The organism is Planktothrix sp. (genome assembly GCF_046067725.1).
GTDB lineage: Bacteria > Cyanobacteriota > Cyanobacteriia > Cyanobacteriales > Microcoleaceae > Planktothrix.
Genome location: NZ_JBJUDF010000323.1, coordinates 1 through 23,967, shown reverse-complemented (window position 1 = coordinate 23,967; position 23,967 = coordinate 1). Strand labels below are relative to the sequence as shown.

Here is a 23,967-nt window from a genome sequence, read left to right as displayed (position 1 = left end):
TTTCCCACCCTTCTATTTGCTGATATAGCCACTCTAAATGATGGGTGATCAAAACCTATAACAGTGGAGTCTTCCTACCCAGGCGCAAAGAGGCTTAGGAAACCCCCAGTTTCTAACAAGGTTGGAAGACCCAACCCCTACCCTAAAATATTAAAACCGACAGCTACTCCTAATTAAGCTCTTGTTTTAAACCGTTAATGGCATCAGGAGAGCTTGACAAGCGAAGATTAACAGCGAAGACCCCTCAAACTTGACTGAATCAGTCAAAATAAAATCATAATGTTTTGATTGTGAATTGCATAAGGACGATATGGCCAGTACAAGTAACTTCCGTCAAGCGTTACGAGAGGCTAGAAATGAAGCCATCCTCGGCCCCAATGTCATTGCCAACGCTTTACCCTATGTCGGGGGTGGGTTAATTTTAACCGCCCTCGGTACTTTTGGGGGTCTCAATATTGCAGCGACAAACCCCGGATTGTTCATGACGACCTTCTGGGTAGCCATAATTGCACAATTAGTGTTGTTTTTTGTTGCCTCCGGGGTTGCTAACAATGGAAACAATAAAGTCGCGTTACCCCTGTTAGCAACATACAGCCTCCTGACTGGCTACACCCTCACAGGTTTGGTTGCACTTGCCCTCGGTACCAGTGGAGTTGGCATAGCCGGAATTGGGGTTGCTGCGTTAGGATGTGGTATCACATTTATTGGAGCACGTTCCATCGGTTCTAACCTCTCTGAAGCCGATGGTATGGCATTAAGCAAAACCATCAACCTGGGAATTATTGCCTTAGTTGTGGTGATTTTGGCGCAATTTGTCCTGAGTTTCTTCGGGATTATTGCCCCTTCTTGGTTAGAAATTGGCATTTCTGGTCTAGGAGTTTTGTTGTTTGTTGGGTCTGCGGTCGTTGACTTCTATTTACTTCCCCGCGCCTACGACGACAGACAGTATTTATCCGCAGCCCTATCGATGTATTTAACCTACATCAACTTATTTATCTTCATTCTGCGCTTACTGATTGCTATTAATCGGGATTAATTCTCGATGAGGCAGTTTTCCTCAGTATAGCCAAGGGCGAGGTATTCCTCGCCTTTTTTATTGAGATCATTTTTCAGGGAAATAGGGAACAGGGAATTAGAAATGTTTAAATCATTAGGTTTGGGTAGTTAAAAAATTATTTCTCCTAATAATTATAATTCTTTATTATTGAGTTTATCTTTTTCTAAAATCAGGGCACTTTTTTTTTGAAAAGCCGGATATTCATCCTGTGTTCTTGAAAATAGAATTAACTTGATATCACAATCAAAATTAGGATGAATTAAAATGGCGACTTTAATTGTTACTAACTTAAATGATAGCGGTATGGGTTCCTTAAGGGAAGCGATCGCTCTAGCTCAATCGGGAGATATTATTCAATTTGATTCTAGTTTAGCCAGTCAACCCAATCCCACCCTAAAACTGACCAGTGATCCATTAAATATTAACAAAAATCTTACCATTGATGGTTTAATATCCGGTACTGTTCCTCTGAAAATTACCATTAGTGGTGAAAACAAATTTCGAGTCTTTGAACTGCAAGTTGATGCTCAATCTCAACCGACAAATATAACCCTTAAAAATTTAATTATTACCAATGGTAATGCAATCGGAATTGATGAAGCGGGAGCCGGAGGAGGAATTCGCATGGGAGGTTCAACGCACCTCACCTTAGAAAATAGTGAACTTAATGATAATAAAGCTCAATTTGGGGGCGGAATTTATACCGGATTTAAAAGTAATACAATTATTATTAATAGCAAATTTAATAATAATGATGGAACGTTAGGGGGAAGTGAACGGGGAGGAGGTGCGATCGCAACAAAAAGTGCAGGCTCTCTCACGGTTAAAGATAGTGAATTTACCAATAATAAAGGAATTAATGGCGGTGCAATTAATCATTTATTAGGGAATTTAACCATTGAAAATTCTAAATTTATTAATAATACTTCAGTCCCTGGAGGTACAGTTCCTAATGGTTCTAATAATTATCATGGTGCGGGAGGAGCCATTTATACCGATGGTGCAAATGCGTCGGGTGCGAATTTTGGCCCAGGATTAACCGGGGGAATCATTAAGATTAGCAATTCTTTATTTGATGGAAATACCGGAGCCGGACAGGGTGGAGGATTATTTTTATTTGCCTATCCTCCCGATCAAATTATTGTTGAAAATAGTACAATAATTAATAATACGATTCAAACGAATAATAAAGGAGATTCTCTAGGGGGAGGATTACGTTCAGGAAATGCAGAATTAACCATTAATAACACAACATTTGCCAATAATCGAGCTTATAGTCAAGGGGGAGGTTTATGGATTGGTGAAACCTCTCCAACAACAATTACTAATAGCACATTTTCAGGAAATCGCGCCGAATCTTCCAATGGAAACAATGGTTTAGGGGGTGCAATTACCCTCGCCAATGGTACAAATACAACCTCGATTATTAATACAACGATTGCGAATAATTATGCAGGATTCCAAGGTGGAGGATTTTGGGGAGGCGGTACAAATGTTACCTTGCAAAATACAATTTTATCTAAAAATTTTGCCAATAATGGCGGTAATCCTTGGAACGTTAAACACCATACAGGAACTGAATATAATGAGGGGGGTGGTAATTTTCAAACCAATGAATTAAACCCCAATGACACAAAAGCAACGCCTAATATTCAACTCGTTGCGGATGCTTTATTAGGAGATTTACAAACCCTTAATGAACAATTAATTCATCCTTTATTAACTGGAAGTCCCGCTATTGATACGGGAAATAACAACAATTCCCCCCTAACGGATCAACTCGGTCAACCTCGTCCCATTGATGGAGATCAAAATGGAATTAGCATCATTGATAGCGGCGCTTATGAGTTCCCCTTCATCACACCGAGTCCCAGTCCCACACCGAGTCCCAGTCCCACTCCCACACCTACACCTACACCCAGTCCCACTCCCACACCCACTCCTAGTCCTACACCTACACCCAGTCCCACTCCCACACCCACTCCTAGTCCTACACCACCTACACCTACACCTACACCAAGTCCAACACCCACACCGAGTCCCACACCGAGTCCGACACCCAGTCCCACACCCAGTCCCACACCTACACCCAGTCCTAGTCCCACACCCACACCCAGTCCCAGTCCCACACCCACACCAAGTCCGACACCAATACCAACGCCAACACCTACTCCTAGTCCCATTGAAGAGGAAGACTGTCTGTGTGATCAATTTCCTCAACCCAATTTAGACCCTGAAAAAACACAAAATCTGATTGAAAACACCCTAAATGGAACCCTTGAAACTGACAACTTAATAGGAAGTAATTTTAATGATCAAATCAATGGGTTTGAAGGAAATGATACTTTAATTGGGATGGAAAGCGCAGATAACTTAAACGGTGGAAATGAAAATGATCAGTTATTGGGAAATCAAGGATCAGATATGCTTTGGGGAGGGTTAGGAGACGATACCCAATATGGGGGAGAAGAAGATGATATTTTACAAGGAGATGAAAATAATGATTTACTATTTGGCGATCGCAATGATGATTTTCTCACCGGAAATCTAGGAGAAGATACCCTCTATGGCGGAAAAGATAATGATCAGTTACAGGGAGATGAAGACAATGATATTTTATATGGAAATTTAGGAAATGATAGTTTATTTGGAGGAAGCGGAAACGATATTTTATACGGAAATTCAGAAGACGATTTTATCGATGGAGGTTTAGGAAATGATAGTTTATTCGGAGGACAAAATCAAGATATTTTAACTGGAGGAAAAGGATCAGATACCGTCTGGGGAGATCAAGGAGATGATAGCCTCTGTGGAGGAGAAGATAACGATTTACTATTAGGGAATTCAGGACAAGATATTATAGATGGCTGTTCAGGAAATGATAGTTTATTTGGGGGAAGCGAAAATGATGCTTTAATCGGAGGAAGTGGGAATGATAGTTTATGGGGAGATAGCGGAAATGACACTTTAAAAGGGGGTTCAGGTCAAGATCTTTTTGTATTACAAATCAACGCTGGAAATGACTTAATTCTTGACTTTGATGTGACCTTAGATCAGTTAGGTCTAAGTCAAGGGTTAACCTTTGAACAACTTACTTTAACTCAAGAAGACAATACAGTGATGATTAGTATAACCAATACCGGAGAAAATCTAGCTCAATTAAACGGTATTGATGTGGATGTAATCAATGGGAATCAGTTTCAGGTTATTTCTTTTTAGGTGATCAGAATATATCTGGTTTGAAAATAGCAATTATTGTAGAATTTGCCAAACAAACTTTAGGGGTTTGGTCTTCAAACCCTATTTTTTATTTGATTTGGAGATTTTATATAAATTTGCGATCGCTTAAAAAACACCTAATCAATCTATTTAGATTGTTGAGTTTGAGTCATTGCCAATGCTTAATTGTAAAATTTATGATTAATCAATAGAAAGATTAAAGGTGACATCTTCACCGTCATCACAAGTTATTAATCAAAATTTTAATTGTTGTTCGCAGAGTTTTCATAATAATACGAAAGAAGTTCTATTAGACAAGCTTTCTAATACTTCCACAGGATTTCACGATTTAACAATAGCTCCTAAAATAACCTATTTTTACGATCGCACCACCGAACTGAACACCCTATCCCACTGGTTAATTGATCAAAATGCTCGTTTAATCTCAGTTTTAGGATTAAGTGGTATTGGTAAAACAACTCTAGTTAAACAATTTGTTGACCTGAACTTACAACACTTTGATATTATTATCTGGAAAAATATTAAACTCTCCCCATCTTTAGATTATATTCTAACTGAAATTTTAACCTCTATTAATCCTGATTCTATTTTAGCTGACAATAAATTAACTCAAATTTTAAATCTTTTCCGTGATAAAAAATGTTTAATTATTCTGGATGACGTACAGGAATTAATGATTAAAGGGCAATTCGCTGGACACTATCAAAGTGAATATCGAGATTATCAATCCTTTTTTACAATGATCACTGAAACTGAACACAAAAGCAGTTTAATTTTAATCAGTCAGGAAAAATGCCAAGAAATGATATCTTTAGATCAGGAATTATATCCCGTTCAGTGTTTAGAGTTGGAAGGGTTACAGGATATTGAAATTCTCAGAAACTATGGTTTACTCGAACAGGAGAATAGGTCAAGGCTGATTGAATTGTATGAAGGTAATCCTGCTTATTTAAATTTAACAGAACATAGTTTGATCATAACAGAAAGTATTAAATTACGTTTAAATCAAATTTTTGAGCGATTATCTTTAATTGAACAAGAGATTCTCATAGAACTTAGTCAGGATAATCACCCGGTATCCAGAGAACAGTTAAGAGAACGTTTATCGTTATCGTCAATAGATTTGATTAATGGTTTAGACTCTTTGAACAGACGGTATTTAATCAACATTATTCAATTTGATCAGATTTTATTTAGCGTATCTCCCGTTATCCGAGAATATATTAAAGTTTGCTGTCATCAACAAAAATAATGGGTCAGAAACCGGGTTTCTCAACAAAGCTTGATTTGAGTCAACTAATCTTAATTAGAAACCCGGTTTCTTGAAGGTTGTGCGATCGCATCACGTTTAAAACGATAATGAATCGGGATTTCGAGAGGATTTAGAATGAATAATTTTAGCCGGAATGCCAACAACAGTCTGACCCGATGGAATATCAGAAATTACAACAGCATTCGCACCAATACAAACATCATTACCAATCGTTACATTCCCTAAAATCTTCGCTCCCGCACCAATATTAACCCGTTTTCCTAATTTTGGAGCCTCAAATGGTTGATCTAAGTAACGATTTCCGATGGTGACTCCTTGACGAATAATGCAATCATCTCCAATCACACTATTGCCATGAATTACAATTCCATGTTGATGTTCCACAATCACACGACGACCCAGCACAACAGTATAGGGTAATTCTATGCCATAGGTATTGCGAATTTTTCGATAGAACATCCGATAAAAAAAGCTCAAAGGGGCACGAAAAATGAGGGATTTAATTTGCATTCTCCACACCCCAAACCGTTGAACTACCACAGCTTGAAATCCGGGTTTCGTCCAATCTCGCCCATGAGTAATCCAATCTTCCTTAATTTGCTCCCAGAGTCCTAACTCTATTGTTGTTTTTTGAATCTCAATCTTTTGTGCTGTATCCATATCAACCTCAACAATATAAATTCGGATGAGTTTACTATCAGCACTGTCACCCTATAACCTGACGAAGTAACAACCTCCTATCTTTGTGTTTTCCTGTTTTTGTGGTTGATTTAGATTGTAAAACATTTTTATTCAAATTGCAATACATTTTTAAAACGTTGTTTGGGTTACATTGACTTAAGTTTTTATAATTGTTTTTTTAAAACCGTTTTGTTTTTTAAAAGATTATCAGGAAATCTTGATAATTTATTGAGAATTCCTTTCAAATAGTTGACGAGATTCTAGGGGTTCTGGTATATTTAAGGAAACATCGTTCAAGGGCTTATTGTGTCTAAAGGCAAAAATAAACGATGAAACCCTGATTATCTCGTCAAATGTTAGGATTTCCTGATAAAATTTCTTCTCTGCAATGCACAAGTTTTTTGAAGGAAAGGTTCATCCCTAGAAACGGGACTTGACAAAATCAATATTTTATGATTTAAGGGTCAATATTAAAAAAGTAGGGTTTCCCGTTGTTGTCCGATAGGAAACCCAAAAATCTTTGCGACTCATCATTAATGGCTTCCTGTTCCTGGCTATTGCAATAAAACACTATAACGAATGAAATCCCGTAATAATTGAGGGGGATCAGAATCTGGTTTATTTTGGAGTTGGCGACGGACTCGCCAGAGGATGAAACTCAGTATCCAAACAATATCTGTGACCTTTGCATAGAGTTGACCATAATTTTTTATAAAATAGCGACGACGGGAATCAAACCAATATTGAGGAAGGCGTTTTGGGGGAGATTTCGTATCAGTTACCCCAGAACTTTGTCCAACGAGATGAACCACTCGACTTTCAGGAACATACCAACAATTCCAACCTGCTTTTTTTGCCTGTAAACAAAAGTCCATCTCCTCATAATACATAAAATAATCTTCATCAATTAAACCAATCGTTTCAAACACAGAACGCCGAACGATCATACTTGCACCTGCTACCCAATCGGTTTGACAAGGAATGTCGGACACCGGAGGTGCTACAACCCATTTTTCTAATAATTTAGAAACTAATCCAAAGCGCAGTCCAGCATCTAATTCTCCCCACACAGTATGGAACTGAAAAGCAGAACGTTGGGGGGTGCCATCGGGATCTTCTAAACGACTTCCAGCAATCCCAATTTCAGGATTTTTATCCATAAATTCGATCAGTTTTGTTAAAGCACCAGTACGGACAATAGTATCGGGATTAAGCAGCAGGAAATAAGGTGGAGGATTCTCAGATTGTAAAATCGGGCGAATAACGGCATTATTCCCAAAGGCGTAACCTCCATTATGGTCTAAGGCAATTAAAGAAACCCAATCTCCCCATTGTTCTTGGTCGATAACAGATTGAATTTGAAGAATTGAATCATCACCAGAAGCGTTATCAGACACGATCACTTTTGTACCGGGTAAAGCTTGAACTTCACTGACTAACGAGTATAAACAATTCAGGGTTAAAGAGGCTGTTCGATAATTAACAATGACAATCAAGAGCGGATAAGTGATGACTGGGGAATGAATCATGATTAGATTGTCCTTTAGTTTAATTAGCTGCGGTTCTGATCAGCCATTAATTCCTCATAAATATTAACAATTTTTTGAGCTTTTCTAGGCCAAGTAAAATCTTTAGCACGTTCTATCGATTGGGCTGACATAGACTGCCATAGAGACTCATTTTCCACTAAAGTCTGAATTTTTTGCGTAAGTTCATCTCGGATATAGTCTCGTGAAATCGGTTCAATTTTAAACCCTGTTACCTCCGTCACATATTCTCCAATTCCGCCATTATTAACAACAATACAAGGTAAGCCACAGGCCATTGCTTCTAAAACAACAGCGCCACCAAATTCTCGAATGGAAGGAAAACAGAAAATATCGGATTTTTGATAAAATTCTAAGGTTTGTTCTTGTTTAACCCATCCAGTCAAGGTTACAAATTCTTGTAAATTTAATTGCTGGATACTTGCTTCTAAAGTTGCTCTTTCTGAACCATCACCGACAATCGTGAGATGAATTTTATTTTTAATTGAATCTTCTAATTGAGCAACCGCATCAATCAAAATATCGGCACATTTATAGGGAACTAAACGACCGACAAAGAGAAGATTAACTCGTTCAGAGGTTCGAGTTTTGGCTTGATGAGTCAGAAAGGTTTGATCAATTCCATTTTCATAGAACAAATCAACTTGGCGTTCGGGAACGTTTAAAGAATTTTTTAACCAATTTAAGGTATAAGTTGAACCAGCCAGAACTAGGTCAGCATTTTGATAGGTTTGTAAATAGCCTGGAATTAACATCCGCCCCAGATTTCTCAAAAAGTTGAGATAAGCAAATTCTTTGTAAGCAATCTTTTGAAATCCTGGGGGAAACGGTACGCCACCATTCACAGGCCCTAGTAAAAAGGGTGTATTTTGACAAGCATTAATCAGTTTAACCGGATATCGAGGAATCATGGGGGTCAGGGCGTGAACAATATCATATTTTCTTTGTAAAACCTCATCTTTAAATTGTTGATAAACTCGATGATTAAATTCTGCATAGATGGGATAACTTAACGTATAAGTAAGGGGCCAGTTCATCGTTCCTTTAGAAGCCAAAGTAACGATATTTCGATAATATTTTTTAGCTCGTTGACTCTCAGTAATAAAGATGATATTGTCATCGCTATGACGAGATTTTAAATCTTTTTGATTGCGTTCATGAGTAACCAGGGTAACATCAACTAATTGACTAATTTGTTGAAAGTATTTATAGCCTTCTAAAGGAACAGAAAACCAATTAGGGTTACATTGTTCTACGATCATTAAAACCTTTAGCGGTTTTGATCCTTTCATAAACTCAACCCTCCTTGCAATTGATGAAACTGAGTAATGATAATAGACAGATCATAAATGACCAAATGAGAATCTGGCTTCAAAATTTATCTCATCTAAAATTCTTAAATGTATGGTACAAATAACAGTTCGGATGGCTAATCACTTTTTGCCATCCCCTATTCCCAATTTTCTGTTCTCCTCTATGTCCAGTTAACCTGTTCCCTCTTCACTTTTTTAGCATTCTTTTCGGGATTTCATCTCAAATTTTCATAGTTTTCTGAGAGAAGTTCAGATTTCTGTTTCATCGCTTATAAACGTTTCACCCAAGTCTGAACTGATTGAGGAGCAAATCAGCCTGCGATCGCTTTCCCCACACCCGAGTTAAGTTAACAGGTTAACAGGCAAGATGCCTGTTCCACAAATGCCTCAAAGACTCACACAGCAACAATTCAGTAATTGTTCACGATTTTTATTAGAACCCTGGATAAGAGAGGCGGTAAGATGGGTAATACCTGATCTGTTCATCTGGGAGTAGGGAATCGCATGAGTCGGGGAGATGGTCGAAAGCTGAAACTCATGGTCGTCGATGACGAACCAGACAACTTAGATTTGTTGTTTCGGACATTTCGCCGGGACTTCCAAGTGTTCAAAGCCGACAGTGCCCTCAAAGCTCTGCAAATTCTCGAAGATGAGGGTGAGATGGCGGTGATTATTTCTGATCAAAGAATGCCAGAAATGAACGGAACCGAATTTCTTGGTAAAACCGTTGAACGTTTCCCAGACACCATTCGGATTCTGTTAACCGGATATACGGATGTAGAAGACCTGGTGGAAGCGATTAACTCTGGTCAAGTTTTCAAATACATCACCAAACCTTGGAACCCTGAAGAACTCAAGTCTGTAATTCAACAGGCTTCTGAAACTTACAATTTCTTCAAACAACGAACCAATGCTTTGCGGCGTGCCCTGCGTCGGGAATCTCTCTATAACGATGTGGTCAGTGCCTTGCGAGAGTCCCTCGACTACTCTAGTATGCTAGAAACCATTGTTCGTACCTTGGGAGAAACCTTTAATGCAACAGGCTGCTGTATTCGTTCTGTAGAAGAAGGTCGCCTTTCTGTTGTCACCTTTTCCTACGGCGGAAATGCTACTAACGTCCAAGCTTGGTTATCTCAACTCGAAGCCCCCATGCAAGGGATCTTAGAAAATCGAGTCACTCAAATTCAACAAGGGCAAAATCAGCCGAATAACATCACTGAAATTATTTTACCCCTGACCTATCAGCATGACTTACTGGCGGTTTTAGCGTTATATCAAGAAAACAGTTTATCTTCTTGGTCAGAGGATGATATTCAACTGTTGGAAGTGGTTTCCGAACAAGCGTCTCTGGCACTGTCTCAAGCCAAACTTTATCAGCGCACGGTAGAGTTAGCCGAACAGATGCAGAATGAACTCAAAGTCGCCAGCCAAATTCAAAATAATCTCCTGCGTCAAAGTTGGCCAGAGTTTGACACCTTTCGGGTACAAGCTTGTTGTCATCCCGCACGGGAAGTGGGGGGAGATTTCTTTGAAGTCTTTATTCATCCCCAAGGAGATATTTGGGTGGCATTAGGGGATGTATCCGGTAAAGGGGTTCCCGCCGCTTTATTTATGGCTAGTGCAATTTCAGTGATGCGTCGGGAACTGTCTCAGGAAACCTCCCCAGAACCTGATCAAGTCATGCAAAATCTCAATAGTATTTTATCGGATGATTTAGTCAGTAATAATCACTTTATTACAATGGTTTTGGCTCGTTATACCCCTTATACGGGACATCTCGCCTATGCCAATGCTGGACATATTTATCCCTTAGTCTGGTCACATCAAGGGGTCAGACAAAAGGCAAATGACGCTAATTCATCTGTGAACGTTGAACCGATGTTTCTCAAGACTCGTGGGATTCCTTTAGGAATTCTTCCCATCTGGAGAGGCAAAGGAGACAATCTCACTCTCAAGTCGGGGGATGTGTTTTTAGTCACCAGTGATGGCATTACTGAAGCAACGGTGGTGCAGGAAACAACCGATGGCAGTCCCGCCATTCGCTCGATGTTGCAACAAGAGGGACTTTGGAAGTTACTCCAACAACAGGAACAGCTAAATTTAGATGGCTTATTAGCCGCTATCCGAGAACATAATCCTGTTCAGGAAGATGATCAAACTATACTCGCTCTGGAGGTTTTGTTGACTGATGAAAACTGAGCTTCAAGTACCAAGCGATATTAGGTTTTTAACCATTGTTGAAAACTGGTTATTGAGCAGTTTGGAAGTTGAGCTAGGAGACCACGTGGATTGGCCCCGTCATTCCAATCGGTTTCGCCTTGTCCTCGCAGAAGCTTACTCCAACGTCATCCGTCATGCTCACCGCAATAAACCGGATCTTCCTGTGATGGTTCGTTTGGAATTTAAAGATCGAGATATTTCTTTAGAAATTTGGGATCAGGGTACAGGTTATGAAGTGGATAATTATAATCCTCCTAAACCTGAAGATAAACAAGAAAGTGGCTATGGTTGGTTAATTATGAATCGATTAATGGATCGTGTAGATTATTGTTTACAAGTGGATGGTCGTAATTGTCTAAAATTAGAAGCTAGTTTACCCGATAAATCGACAGAATCTTAAGCGGTTTGAGGGTTGATTGATCAATGGTGCGTGCGCTGCGCTTACGCACCCTACACTCCCTGATTTTAGGGTTTTTCAACTGATAACTGAAAAATGGATTCAGAACAAATCAAGCAAAAAGCCTTAAACTTAGGGTTTCATAAAGTTGGGATTGCTGCTATTTCTGATATGCAGGACAATAAGCAACGGTTACAAAATTGGCTGAATCAAGGGTATGCTGCGGATATGGCTTGGATGAATAATCCTAAACGTCAAGATATTCGTCAATTAATGCCAGAGGTTCAGTCTGTTATTTGTGTGGCGTTGAATTATTACACTGCTCAACCCTATCCTCAAGGAAAAGAATTTGCTAAAATTTCTCGCTATGCTAGGGGACGGGATTATCATCGGGTACTGCATAAAAAGCTGAAAATTTTTTGCGACTGGTTACAACAACAAGAAGCAGGAATTCAAGCGCGATATTATGCTGATACTGGGCCGATTCAAGATAAAGTTTGGGCACAACAAGCCGGAATTGGATGGATTGCTAAAAATAGTAATGTGATTACCAGAGAATATGGTTCTTGGGTTTTTTTAGGGGAAATTTTAACCAATTTAACGTTAATTCCTGATAGTCCCCATCCTCAACATTGTGGTACTTGTACCCGATGTATAGAAGCTTGTCCTACGGGGGCAATTGCTCAACCTTTTGTGGTGGATGCTAATCGTTGTATTGCTTATCATACGATTGAAAATCGGGCTGAAATCTTACCGGAAAATATTAGTAAACACTTAAACGGTTGGGTCGCAGGATGTGATATTTGTCAAGAAGTGTGTCCTTGGAATCAACGCTTTGCTCAGGAAACAGATGTTATCGAATTTCAACCTGATCCTGAAAATCTCGCTCCTAAATTAACAGAATTAGCAGAACTTTCAGAGGAAGAATGGGATCAAAGATTTCGTGCTTCTGCGTTACGACGCATTAAACCTCAAATGTGGCGACGCAATGCAAAAGCAAATTTAGAGTCTTGGCCAAAATTTGAAGAATAAGGTATAACTACGGATGAGCCATCAGGTGCAGGAGAATCCACCATGAAATTAAGTTGTATTTTAGTGGGATTGTCACTGTTTTGGGCAGTTCCGGTTTTTGCTCAAGTTTCTGATCCCCAGGTACAGGCGTTAGTTGAGGCGTTACGTTTAGCTGCACCCCAAACGGGAACGCCCAATGATGGATTGTATTCCGATTGGCAAATTAAACCAGAGAATATTCCCCGATGGTCGAGACTGTGCATCGGTGAGGAAATGAAGCCGACTGAGTTTGAGAAAAATTTGACGAAGGCTAGAGAGGTTTTAGGTTGTGTGATGGGGGATGTATTGAAAGAAGAATATCCCAAAAGTCAGAATAATGAGGCTATTGCCATTCGTCGGGCGGCGGCTTGGTGGATGACAGGTGACCCCAATCAATATAACCAAGGCCAAACAGCAACTTACACCCAAAAAGTCTTACAACTCTATCAACAACAACGCCGTTAATTTATGTATTCTTTGATACAATATAATCACGGAAAATACGGTTATGGGGATGAGGTGTTCAACATCTGATCCCTATTTCTTTAAGAAACTGCCTCAACAGTGTGTGTAAGTTGATAGAAAAGGCAAACACTATTCTTTGGCGTTTCAATCCAGCTATTATTCTTTTCAAATAAAATAGTCATCTAATCTCAGTCACTAATTAAGACTTTAGTATCCAAATTAATTAATACAGCGAAAGATACACACTCACCTTTTTTTAATTTTTGACTTCGGAAGAATTTATATTTAACCTCAAACCCTATCTATTCATCGGAATAGTTCCCCAAGCATCAGATATTTATCTCTCGAAAAGAAGATGACCTACAACCAGCCTACAGAATAAGATTATCAACATCTATCCAAAGCTTAGTAGATCATGCCGTAATCATTTGAGATCGGTTTTCACTACCTTAGCACTATTTACAAAATCACTAATATCTTATTACAACTTCAGATAGATAGGGCTGACTCAACATTAAGATTTGAGATTCAATCCAGTCACTATTTTATCAGAAAATATCTGATCAAAACAGGAGGTTTTCATGAGAATCGCACAAATTGCCCCATTATGGGAAAGAGTGCCTCCCCCAGCCTATGGCGGTACAGAATTAGTCGTTGGTTTGCTAACAGAAGAATTAGTCAAACGGGGTCATGAAGTCACTTTATTTGCATCAGGAGACTCGATTACTCTTGCTGAATTAGAATCCGTTTATCCCCGGTCTTTACGCTTAGATACTAATGTCAAAGAACCAGTAATGTATGATATGTTGCAGTTAGCTTGGGTCTATGAACGAGCTTCAGAATTTGATATTATTCACTCCCATGTTGGCTGTGCAGCATTGCCTTTCAGTAATTTAGTGAAAACTCCAACGGTGACAACGTTACATGGAGTCTTCACCCCAGATAACGAAAAAATGTTTCTCCATGCCCGTCATCAACCCTACGTTAGTATTTCCAATGATCAACGGGAACCTCGCCTAAAATTAAACTATGTTTCCACCGTTTATAATGGCATTGATACCAACACCTATCAATTTTATCCCCAATATCAAACCCCCCCTTATTTAGCCTTTTTAGGTAGGATGTCACCGGAGAAAGGCCCCCATTTAGCCATTGAAATTGCTAAAAAATTTGGATTACCCTTAAAAATGGCTGGAAAAATCGATGCCGTTGATCAAGATTACTTTGAGACTTTAGTTAAACCCCATATTGATGACAACCGCATTCAATTTTTAGGGGAAGCCAACCAGGGTCAAAAAAGTGTTTTAATGGGGAATGCCTTTGCAACATTATTCCCCATTACCTGGCGCGAACCCTTTGGATTAGTTATGGTAGAATCCATGGCAACGGGAACCCCAGTAATTGCGATGAAAATGGGTTCAACTTCTGAAGTCATTGCCCCTGGAATTTCAGGATATTTGTGTGAAACCGTTGATGAATGTGTGGCAGCTTTAGGAAAAATTGAAGGTATAAACCGCGAAAAATGCCGTCAATATGTCGTCGATCACTTCAGCGTCAAACGCATGACGGATGGTTATGAAGCGGTTTATCAAAAAATCATTGCTGAACGGTTTAGCTATAATGGAAAACTGAAGAATTTAACCGCAGCTTAATGTTTAACGTCCTGTTTCAATTGTTGATTATTCTCATCACCCATTCTGAGGGTGATTCCAACGCTCAACCTGACCATCATTTCAAAATTGTTTACCCATCACTGTTAAAATAATCTTTCATACAATCTGGATTTATCTATGAACCCCTTAAATCAAACGGTGAAGACATCAAGTTTTAATACTCCCCAGAAAACCTCGCCTCAAAAATCAACTCCCATTTCTCCCCGTTTAACGGGTCGAAATCGACAACCCATTGCTTTAATTTCTGTTCATGGCGACCCGGATGTTGATATTGGTCGCGAAGAAGCTGGAGGTCAAAATGTATACGTTCGTCAAGTCGGTGAAGCGTTAGCAAAACTGGGTTGGCAGGTGGATATGTTCACCCGTAAAATTCATCCCGACCAACCGACGATTGTCCAACATTCTCCCCATTGTCGAACCATTCGCCTCACCGCAGGGCCCTTAGAATATATTCCGCGAGATGAATTGTTTGAATATTTACCGGAATTTGTCACAGCCTTTCAAAATTTCCAAGCCAAAGAAGGGACTAATTATCCCCTCGTTCATACCAACTATTGGTTATCCGCTTGGGTGGGATTACAACTGAAAAAATATCATAACGTTCAATTAGTTCATACCTATCATTCTTTAGGACAGGTTAAATATCAAACCGTTTCTAACCGTCCCAAAATTGCAGACACTCGCTTAACCGTTGAAAAAAGTATTTTAGAACAATCGAATACTGTTGTGGCGACCAGTCCCCAAGAAGAAGAAATTCTGCGTCATACGGTTTCCCAAAATGGTCATATTTCTGTGATTCCTTGCGGGACAAATTTAGAAAATTTCCACGTGATTTCTAAATCAGAAGCTCGGTTAAAATTAGGGTTAGATGCTCACGAACCGATTATTTTATATGTCGGACGTTTTGACCCCCGTAAAGGAATTGAAACCTTAGTTCGTGCTTGTCATCAATATCAAACCGCCCAGAATCAACCGTTTAAATTGATGATTGCAGGGGGGGCTGACCCGAATAAAACCGATGGTCAAGAACGGCAACGCATTGAAGGTTTAGTTCAGGAATTAGGATTAACCAAACAAACCGCTTTTCCCGGACAATTAAGCCATGAGATTCTACCATTTTATTATGCCGCCGCAGATGTTTGTGTTGTTCCCAGTCACTATGAACCCTTTGGGTTAGTAGCAATTGAAGCAATGGCTTGTGGTACTCCTGTGATTGCTTCCAACGTTGGAGGCTTAAAATTTACCGTCATTCCTGAAGAAACGGGGTTATTAGTTCCCCCTCAAGATATTAGTGGATTTGCTAATGCCATTAACCGGATTTTAACCGATGATATTTGGACACAAAAACTCCGAAAACAAGCATCGGTTCGGGTGAGTGAAAATTTCAGTTGGGCGGGAGTTGCCATTCGTTTAAGTGATTTATATCGTCGAATTTTAGCAGAATCGATTATGGATGAACGATTATTACCTCTGTCTCGTTCTGTGATTAATTCTGAAGTGGCAGCAATTCCGGTTACAACCTCAACTCGTAAAGTGTCTTAATATTAGGAACAGGGAACAGAAAGGTTTAGAGTTGTATTCACTGATTTTTGAGTCCGCAGTAAGCGGACTTCGTTTGTTTAACTTAGATTTCTAATTATTCCTAAGAAAATCTTAACAAAAAGCCTCTGATCTTGAGGGTTGAGAGTTTCTATAATAGAACAAGGGTTGTCATGATTCGCTGCTCCAAACCAGTTCGTTGTTGGGCTTGAAACTCTACCTATAGCTCGAAACTGTAACTATAAAATGAATCATTATTTTTTTCTTTATCAAAACTTTATGTCGATTTTAAAAAAACAGTTTTATACTGAAACTAAAGACACATCAAGAACATCTTTCAATTTCACCAGACCAAACATTCTATTCCTGAAATGGGAAAGAATTTTATTGTCATTTTTTCTAGCAACAATCACCCGAATTGAGTCATGATTTCAGAAAAAATCGAATTTGACGGCAGAGTATTTGTTCCGACTGAAGAATCACTCACATCAGAATGGCCCTGTGTTGTTAATGAACGACCCCAACCTACTTTAACCCTCAAAGATGATGATTTATTTTTAATTACAGATACCTTGGGAAATATCACCCAATTTTCAGGCGATGACCGCCAAGCCAGCTTAGGATTATTTTGTCATGACACCCGTTTTCTGTCTCGATTAGAATTACAAATTGCCGGACAAGCCCCTATTCTTCTAAGTAGTGATGCTCAAAAAGGATTTGCCTTATCCGTATTATGTGCAAATCCAAAAATTAACGAACAAATTCCCGCCGAAACCATTGGAGTCGAACGGGAAATTGTCTTAAATGGCGGATTATTTGAAGAAATTAAAGTCACGAATTATAGTACATCTGCCGTTCAATTTGAAATCAGCCTTAGTTTTGGTTCCGATTTTGTTGATTTATTTGAAATTCGGGGTTTTAATCGTGACCGACAAGGACGACTATTTAAACGTCAAATTGACCGCCCTCAACCATTAGAAACAGAAGACCTAGAATCTGCCAGTATTAAACCTGAAAATGGGCATCAAGAAATTAATTTAGCCTATCAAGGTTTAGATGGCAGTTTCATGGAATCTCGCATCCAATTTGTTCATGAACAACCGAATTTTATTAAAAAAAATACGGCAATTTGGCAATTAAATTTAGAATCCCACGAAACTCAAATTATTGGTTATCGCTTACAAATGTTAACCAATAATCGCCACACTTCTGCCGTTAATGCCCCCTTAACCTTAGTTCAAGCCAAAGCCGCAGAATTACTAGAAGAACAACAATGGTGGACATCTGTCACCCGAATTCGGTCTAATAATCGGGAATTTAATCGCGTCATTGAACAAGCCGAACAAGACATTTATTTATTACGTCAAACGTTCGGAAAAGAAAAAGGAGTCTCCGCCGGAGTCCCTTGGTTTTCCTGTTTATTTGGTCGAGATTCTATTATTACGGCTTCTCAAACTTTAATTCTTGACCCCGAAATTGCCCGGTCTACCTTAACCATCTTAGCGCAACATCAAGGTAAAAGTTATGACGATTGGCGAGATGAAGAACCGGGCAAAATTCTTCATGAATTGCGAATGGGAGAAATGGCAAGGTGTCAAGAAGTTCCCCACACTCCCTATTATGGAACCGTTGACGCAACGCCCCTTTGGTTAATGTTATATGCCGAATATTTTGCCTGGACACAAGACACCGAAACCCTAGAAAAATTATGGCCGAATGCACGGGCGGCGATGGATTGGATTGATGCTAAATGTCAAGAAAATAGCTACCTTTCTTATTTTCGGAAATCCTCCAGAGGGTTAGTTAATCAAGGTTGGAAAGATTCAGGGGATTGTATTGTTAAACGAGATGGAACTTTAGCCGTTGCTCCCATTGCCTTATGTGAAGTTCAAGCCTATGTTTATGCGGCCAAAGTGCGAATGGCTGAAATTGCCAAAATGCGAAAACGAATCGATTTAGCCGACCGTTGGCAAGAAGAAGCGCGACAACTGAAAATGCGATTTAATCGAGATTTTTGGTTAAAAGATTTGGATTTTTGTGCCTTAGCTTTAGATGGAGAAGGACAACCCGTTGATAGTATTAGTTCTAACCCCGGTCACTGTTTACAATTAGGAATTTTAACCCCAGAAAATGCCAAAAGTGTAGCCGAACGATTATTAGCCCCGGATATGTTTAGCGGTTGGGGAATTCGTACCCTCAGCAGTCTTTCTCCGGCTTATAATCCGATGGGATATCATACAGGTTCAGTTTGGCCCCATGATAATAGTTTAATTGCATTAGGATTGCGATCCATTGGATTTATTGATCAAGCTTTTGAAGTCGCCCAAGGGTTATTTGATATGACAATGCAACAACCCTTACAACGACCCCCAGAATTATTCTGTGGTTTTCCTCGCATTGAAGGTAGCGCCCCGGTTACCTATCCCGTTGCTTGTTCACCCCAAGCTTGGGCGAGTGGAAGTATTTTTCAACTGTTACAAATGATGATGAATTTAGTTCCTAATGCGTCTAGTAATCACCTGAGAATTATTGACCCATCCCTACCGGAATCGATTAATCATATCTCGGTTCATAACTTAAAAATTGGTTCGACGGTTATTGATTTAGAATTTGAACGAGATCAGGACGAAAATGCTACCGCTTGTCGAGTTCTGAAAAAACGAGGAAATCTCCGAGTCGTCATTGAAGCCTAACTTTGTGGCGGTTCAAACAATCCGATTTCATTCTTCTTTTTTAGGCGGATTTAGCAATCTCTTAATCAATAGCAACAGAAGCATTAGTCAGGAAAAAGGCTGATGAACACTAACGTAAAAACGACTTTTTCTTTCTGTTCTCGATTTCCTGCTATGACTAAGATTTTACAGAATCCGCCTTCAGTATCAATTCAAAAACAGCTTTAACTTTCTTCTGAGACCGCTTTCCGTTTCAACGGTTTAGCAATCGGTTCTCGACGGAGAGATGGCGGAGGTGCGTCCGATTGTTGTTGGAACTTCGGTTTATAAGGAGGACGAGAACCCGCGTTAGAATAACCTTGACCCGGTTGTCTTCGGGGGCCAGCTTTTGGGAAGGGAGGTTTGCGCTTTTTAGCTCCAATAAAGCCAATATCATGACTTTCTTGAATCACTAAATAATCTTCCTGCAATTGAACGTGCAAATCGCAGAAATGACCCACGGCTTTCATCCCAGCAATTCCCATCAGTTTAAGTTTAAAAAACTTGGGTTTATCATTCTCTTTTCGAGGAGATTGGCGAATTTTTACAATGACATATTTTTCAGCTTCTTGAGATTGATAAACTACCTCACCTCGAATTGAAAAATAACCTTGCTCAACCTGGGGTAATACTTCTGTTTTTTCTCCTAATTCTGCTAATAGACTCTTGGAAGTGCCAGAAACTTCACTAACATTTTCGGATTCATCAGAACGGAGGGTTTCCGGTTCCCAAACCCCCATAATTTGAACGTGCAAATTTCCTTCTTGTTGGCGTGTCCGAGGATAAACCACCCAAAGATGATCTTGATCCAAGTCAATATGTTTTTTCACCAAACTCATGACCCGACCTAATAACACGGCATCGAGAAGTTTACCTTCACTGGTGAGTAAGGTTCCTTGGGTAAATTGATCCGCAGAGGCGATATATCGACCATGAACTAATCCAATGGCCCGATATTGACGGGCTTCACTTGGCGGCGGAATCGGATGTTGCCAAAGACGTTCCACAGCATCAGAACGATCGGCAGTATCGGCAGTATCCGCCTCTAATTCTTCGCTGTCACTCATTTCCACTTCACCAGAAACATCAGTAACGGGGGTTAAGTCAGCACTCTCTGGTTCGGGTAGTGTTGCTTCTGGCTGTTCTAAGATGACACTTTCACTTGCGTTCGGTGCATCAACACGGACTTCTTTAGACATATTCACGGCTGGCTCAGACACTGGCGTTGAGCGGGAAGAACGTTTAGATTGAGAGGATCGATTGGGAGAAGGACTCATAAAACCTCTTAGCGGAGACACATCCCTTGTGGGAGCGAGGACATGGCCAACCCACCTATTTTTCCTAATATTAGGAAAGCGAATGGTTTGGCACTCAAACTTAACTCACGGATCAACACTATCAGGACATTTCAACATTTGCACCCCTTCTTGAGGAAGAGGAAACAGAACAGCTACATTAACCTTGATTGTTTTAATCAACAATCCAGGTGAAATGACGCTGACTTCAAAACCGTCACCTAGGGTTGATATCGGTCAAAATTAGGTTGTGATTCCAAGTTTAAGCGCCTGGGGTTGCCATTACCATTGATCTTGAATAACTTGCCTATTGTACTGAATCCAAAGGTGCATCGGAAAAATCCGTAGGCTTTCTCCATCAAGGGCTGAGGTCGTGAAAATCAAGTTAAGTTGTAGTCTCTGGCTTCTGTTAACATATTAGCTGCAAGGAAATTGGCCTAATAAGTGCAGGATTGAGGTTTCATGGTAGATAAACGTCGTGGGTTCGTGGGTGTGGTGTTGGTGTTAGCGGTGATTGCCTTTGTCGGATTTTCGATGGGGCCACTGATTAGTGGAATTGTGGAAAATAATCAATCCAAACGACAACCGGCTCCAGCACCAACCCAATCGGCTCAAACAGCTAAACAATCGGATTTACAAGCTCAAGCTCGTGGTTATGAGTTAGTTTTGCAGCGAGAGCCCGATAACGAAACGGCTTTGAAAGGTTTATTGCAAGCTAAATTAGAACTGATTCGGTTTAAACAAGCTGAGATTAAGGATGTGATTGAACCCTTAGAAAAATTAGCAAAAAAACATCCTGAAGATACTCGCTACAGTATTCTTTTAGCCCAAGCGAAAGCTTATACCGGAGATCAAGAAAGTGCCGCCCAAACCTATCGCACCGTTTTAGCGAGTCAACCCGGAGATATTCAGGCGTTACAAGGGTTAGCCAATCTTTTCTTACAACAAAAACGTCCTGAAGCCGCCATTGGATTATTACAAGATACCCTCCAATCAGCCACCAATCTCAATCAAACTACACCCGGAACCATTGATGAATTGTCGGTGCAGTTGATTTTGGGGCAGGTTTACGCCGAAGATCAACGTTATGATGAAGCCCTGGCTATTTACGATGAAGCGATTAAGAATAACGAACAAGATTTTCGTCCCGTTTTTGCTAAAGCTTTAGTTTTGAAAGAACAAGGAAATACAGAAGAAGCTGAACCGTTATTTGTTAAAGCGGTTGATTTAGCCCCCGCCGCTTATAAAGATCAAATTCAGAAACAAGCTGGAAAAACTATTGCTCCTGCTAAGTCGCCGGAAACCCCAACCAACTCGGCTCCCGCTACGGAGATTCCTGAACCTCGACCTTCGGCCCCAGAATCTAATAACTAATTCATAGAATAGAAAGTCGTACAAACATTAATTTTAATGATGATGAACTTAAAACGTTTAGGTCATGTGGCCATTTGTGTCAACGATATTGAATCCGCCGCTCAGTTTTATCAAAACTTAGGAATGGATTTGGTCTGGAAGGATGCAGACTGGGCTTATTTAAAAGCGGGTGACGATGGATTAGCCTTACTCAGTCCTGGTTATGATCAAGCAGGCCCCCATTTTGGCTTTGTGTTTAACGAACGTCGCGAAATGGAAACCGCCTATGAAGCTTTAAAAGCCCAAGGAATTCCGGTCACGGCGATTCATGAACATCGAGATGGTACGGCTTCTTTTTATGGTCGTGATCCTGACGGAAATGGCTTTGAATACCTGTATGAACCCAGTAAATGAGTCAAGAAAACAAAGGTTGTACTAAAAAATGATGTTTCAAAAAATGAGGCTGGGAACTCGTCGCAGTTCGCGATTTTATGCTTGGGCTGAGGTGGATTGGTGGTTGATGGGTAGTTGTCTGACCTTGACTGTATTCGCGGGTATTATGATCCGCAGTGTGGAATTAAATCAAGGGTTAACCGATTGGTGGCAACATTGGGTGACAGGAGGGGTTGGTTTAACTTTAGCATTGATTTTTTCCCGATGTCGTTATGAACGTTTAATTAAGTGGAGATGGGTGATTTATGGTGTCACCAATTTATCATTAATTGCCGTACAAATTATTGGAACAACGGCGTTAGGAGCGCAACGTTGGATTAATATTGCCGGGTTTCATGTTCAACCTTCGGAATTTGCCAAAGTCGGAATTATTATTACCTTGGCTGCCTTACTTCAAGAGTTAAGAACACCCAATTTAGGAGATATGATTCGGATTTTAGCAATCGCAGGAGTTCCTTGGGGATTAGTCTTTATTGAACCCAATTTAGGAACGTCTTTAGTTTTTGGTGCGATTACGGTCGGGATGATGTATTGGGGAAATATTCATCCGGGCTGGTTAATTTTGTTGGTGTCTCCGGTGATCACCGCCATTGTTTTTAATATCTCTCTTCCAGTCGGAATTGTTTGGGCAATTTTGATGGGTTTTGTTGGGTGGTGGAGTCTTCCTTTACGATGGTTAACCGGGCCCCTGGCTTTATTCGCAAATTTAGGCGCGGGACAATTAAGCCATATTTTATGGAATGTTCTGCAAGATTATCAAAAAATGCGGTTAATTGGCTTTTTAAATCCTGAACAAGATCCGTTAGGAAGTGGTTATCATTTAATTCAATCTCGAATTGCCATTGGTTCGGGACAATTATATGGTCGGGGACTTTATCAAGGCACTCAAACTCAATTGAATTTTATTCCTGAACAACACACTGACTTTATTTTTTCAGCCATTGGGGAAGAATTGGGTTTTATTGGTTGTTTGGTGACATTAGGTTTATTTTGGTTTATCTGTTTACGTTTAGTCATGATTGCTCAAACCGCTAAAGATTCTTTTGGGTCTTTAATTGCCATTGGGGTTTTGTGTATGTTGTTGTTTCAGGTTTTTGTTAATATTGGGATGAATATTGGTTTAGCTCCTGTTACCGGAATTCCTCTACCGTTTTTAAGTTATGGTCGATCTTCATTACTGAGTATTTGGATTGCCATCGGAATCGTCCAATCCGTTGCTAACCAACGACAACGCATTAAATTTTAAGGATTAGCGTCCGTTTTAAATCGGGAAAAGGGATCAGAATTTTTTGCAATTGGTCATAGGAATCATAAACAGTGTACTGTTTAATTTTTAGGATCAATTTTTATTGTTAACCTAATTTTTTGTGAACCATGAAACGATTATTATCAGTTGTTTTTCTAGGATCTTTGATCGCTAATTTTACGGTTAGTATGAATTCGAGTTTTGCACAACCCGCAACAGTGATTAGCCAAAATGTTAAATGTAAACCAGATGGCAATACCTTAGAAATGAGAAAATGTGCCGATGATCAATATGCATGGAAATCTAACCAATGTTTCTGGGTGGGGGATTGCTTATAGACCCCAAGTTGAGAATTTAACAGGTCTAACAAAAAACTATGAAGTACAATTTTTTACAAGACATACCCAAACATTTTACCAACCTTATTTAGAATCTAATTTTAACGATTTGATAG

The 23,967-nt window shown here is 39.7% G+C and carries 17 protein-coding genes; 13 read left to right on the top strand and 4 right to left on the bottom strand.

All coding sequences use genetic code 11. The annotated features are described in order from the left end of the window. Positions 1-310: 310 nt before the first annotated feature. The 3 genes from ACKPEB_RS20005 (at position 311) to ACKPEB_RS19995 (ending at position 5,549) form a co-directional block, all read left to right on the top strand. A complete protein-coding gene (locus tag ACKPEB_RS20005; protein ID WP_408966747.1) occupies positions 311-1,036 on the top strand; it encodes a Bax inhibitor-1 family protein in 726 nt (241 codons plus the stop codon). 285 nt (positions 1,037-1,321) lie between these two features. Beyond that, positions 1,322-4,276 (top strand): choice-of-anchor Q domain-containing protein, encoded by a 2,955-nt coding sequence (locus ACKPEB_RS20000; protein ID WP_408966746.1) that lies wholly within the window; start codon positions 1,322-1,324, stop codon positions 4,274-4,276. 223 nt (positions 4,277-4,499) lie between these two features. Continuing rightward, a complete protein-coding gene (locus ACKPEB_RS19995) occupies positions 4,500-5,549 on the top strand; it encodes an NB-ARC domain-containing protein (RefSeq protein WP_408966745.1) in 1,050 nt (349 codons plus the stop codon). Between the two features lie 96 nt (positions 5,550-5,645). Here the strand turns inward: ACKPEB_RS19995 and ACKPEB_RS19990 are convergent, their stop codons facing one another. The 3 genes from ACKPEB_RS19990 to ACKPEB_RS19980 form a co-directional block, all read right to left on the bottom strand. Next, positions 5,646-6,230, bottom strand: coding sequence for a serine O-acetyltransferase (locus tag ACKPEB_RS19990; RefSeq protein ID WP_408966744.1), 585 nt, complete (start codon positions 6,228-6,230; stop codon positions 5,646-5,648). A gap of 575 nt (positions 6,231-6,805) precedes the next feature. After that, positions 6,806-7,780, bottom strand: a complete 975-nt coding sequence (locus tag ACKPEB_RS19985; RefSeq protein WP_408966743.1) for a glycosyltransferase family 2 protein — start codon at positions 7,778-7,780, stop codon at positions 6,806-6,808. Positions 7,781-7,803: 23 nt separating this feature from the next. Beyond that, positions 7,804-9,090: a glycosyltransferase family 4 protein gene (locus tag ACKPEB_RS19980; RefSeq protein ID WP_408966742.1), complete on the bottom strand. Its 1,287-nt coding sequence runs from the start codon at positions 9,088-9,090 to the stop codon at positions 7,804-7,806. Between the two features lie 525 nt (positions 9,091-9,615). On the opposite strand from ACKPEB_RS19980, the gene ACKPEB_RS19975 reads away from it, so the two are divergent. From ACKPEB_RS19975 to ACKPEB_RS19945, 7 genes are all read left to right on the top strand, one after another. Next, the gene (locus ACKPEB_RS19975; RefSeq protein ID WP_408966741.1) at positions 9,616-11,310 is read left to right on the top strand and encodes a SpoIIE family protein phosphatase; all 1,695 of its coding nucleotides are present in this window, start codon (positions 9,616-9,618) and stop codon (positions 11,308-11,310) included. Continuing rightward, positions 11,300-11,731, top strand: coding sequence for an ATP-binding protein (locus tag ACKPEB_RS19970; protein WP_408966740.1), 432 nt, complete (start codon positions 11,300-11,302; stop codon positions 11,729-11,731). Before ACKPEB_RS19975 ends, ACKPEB_RS19970 begins: the two co-directional genes overlap by 11 nt. Before the next feature lie 93 nt (positions 11,732-11,824). Next, a complete protein-coding gene (gene queG, locus ACKPEB_RS19965) occupies positions 11,825-12,760 on the top strand; it encodes a tRNA epoxyqueuosine(34) reductase QueG (RefSeq protein ID WP_408966739.1) in 936 nt (311 codons plus the stop codon). A gap of 42 nt (positions 12,761-12,802) precedes the next feature. Next, a complete protein-coding gene (locus ACKPEB_RS19960; RefSeq protein ID WP_408966738.1) occupies positions 12,803-13,243 on the top strand; it encodes a hypothetical protein in 441 nt (146 codons plus the stop codon). 581 nt (positions 13,244-13,824) lie between these two features. Further along, positions 13,825-14,895 (top strand): glycosyltransferase family 4 protein, encoded by a 1,071-nt coding sequence (locus ACKPEB_RS19955; protein ID WP_408966737.1) that lies wholly within the window; start codon positions 13,825-13,827, stop codon positions 14,893-14,895. 138 nt (positions 14,896-15,033) lie between these two features. Further along, positions 15,034-16,458: a glycosyltransferase family 4 protein gene (locus ACKPEB_RS19950; RefSeq protein ID WP_408966736.1), complete on the top strand. Its 1,425-nt coding sequence runs from the start codon at positions 15,034-15,036 to the stop codon at positions 16,456-16,458. A 422-nt stretch (positions 16,459-16,880) separates the two neighbouring features. Then, a complete protein-coding gene (locus tag ACKPEB_RS19945) occupies positions 16,881-19,148 on the top strand; it encodes a glycogen debranching N-terminal domain-containing protein (protein ID WP_408966735.1) in 2,268 nt (755 codons plus the stop codon). A 203-nt stretch (positions 19,149-19,351) separates the two neighbouring features. Here ACKPEB_RS19945 and ACKPEB_RS19940 read toward each other — a convergent pair whose 3' ends face one another. After that, positions 19,352-20,365, bottom strand: a complete 1,014-nt coding sequence (locus tag ACKPEB_RS19940) for a hypothetical protein (RefSeq protein WP_408966734.1) — start codon at positions 20,363-20,365, stop codon at positions 19,352-19,354. Positions 20,366-20,923: 558 nt separating this feature from the next. Here ACKPEB_RS19940 and ACKPEB_RS19935 point away from each other — a divergent pair. The 3 genes from ACKPEB_RS19935 to rodA are packed head-to-tail and all read left to right on the top strand — an operon-like array spanning position 20,924 to position 23,513. Continuing rightward, the gene (locus tag ACKPEB_RS19935) at positions 20,924-21,835 is read left to right on the top strand and encodes a tetratricopeptide repeat protein (RefSeq protein WP_408966733.1); all 912 of its coding nucleotides are present in this window, start codon (positions 20,924-20,926) and stop codon (positions 21,833-21,835) included. A 42-nt stretch (positions 21,836-21,877) separates the two neighbouring features. Further along, complete coding sequence (locus tag ACKPEB_RS19930; RefSeq protein ID WP_408966752.1) at positions 21,878-22,228, top strand: VOC family protein; 351 nt, start codon at positions 21,878-21,880, stop codon at positions 22,226-22,228. A 31-nt stretch (positions 22,229-22,259) separates the two neighbouring features. Next, positions 22,260-23,513 carry a rod shape-determining protein RodA gene (gene rodA / locus ACKPEB_RS19925; RefSeq protein WP_408966751.1) on the top strand — a complete coding sequence of 418 codons (1,254 nt, stop codon included), beginning with the start codon at positions 22,260-22,262 and terminating at the stop codon, positions 23,511-23,513. Positions 23,514-23,967 lie beyond the last annotated feature (454 nt).